This window comes from Bartonella sp. AA126HLJHH (genome assembly GCF_042197425.1).
Taxonomy (GTDB): domain Bacteria; phylum Pseudomonadota; class Alphaproteobacteria; order Rhizobiales; family Rhizobiaceae; genus Bartonella.
The window spans coordinates 1-533 of the sequence record NZ_JBHIRU010000148.1 but is presented as its reverse complement, the minus strand read 5'-3'; the positions used below and the strand labels follow the sequence as shown (position 1 = coordinate 533).

Genomic DNA, 533 nt, shown 5'->3' with positions numbered 1-533 from the left:
AAAATGATCAGCGCTTTTCACTAGTTTACTAACCTGCAATGTTTTTCACTGTTCCCCCAAGACCATTTAAATTCCTTCAAGCTTTTGCTTTTCAACCAACGTGAGTGGTCTTGAATTCTCTCTCATTGCCTTTTCTTTCAGCCTTTTTTCACGGGTGCTCAAAACAGTCTTGCGTACACTTTCGGCTTTTGAAAGAAGGGTGTTTTCTACTGTCTGGCAATAAGTTAAAAGCTCTCCACAAGTTGGCATAAATGTTTTTGATATCCCAATTGCTTAACCCGTTACGATATTTTCGACGCCCTTTTTCATAGCATATGACGAAATGCGGTCCAGCATCATGCCATAGGATAAAACGACGGCTTTGACGTCTGTATTCGCAGGGACTCTCATGCTTGAGAGTAGGAAAGAAGCTTGCCCAATTTGCTTAACTGAAGCTTTCACAGAGAGCAACGCTTGTAGACGATTGCAAGCATCTAAGGTTTGCTCTTCCTCCTGTTTCGTCAATGTATTCCCAGCTTTCAGCGTCAATGGAT

At 42.0% G+C, this 533-nt stretch carries 1 protein-coding gene and 1 pseudogene; both read right to left on the bottom strand.

Going from position 1 to position 533, the window contains the following annotated elements; all coding sequences use genetic code 11:
* Positions 1 to 66: 66 nt before the first annotated feature.
* Positions 67 to 249: a hypothetical protein gene (locus tag ACFIQC_RS10240; protein ID WP_375612546.1), complete on the bottom strand. Its 183-nt coding sequence runs from the start codon at positions 247 to 249 to the stop codon at positions 67 to 69.
* Positions 250 to 273: 24 nt separating this feature from the next.
* Positions 274 to 533, bottom strand: a pseudogene (locus ACFIQC_RS10235) (hypothetical protein); the annotation flags it as partial.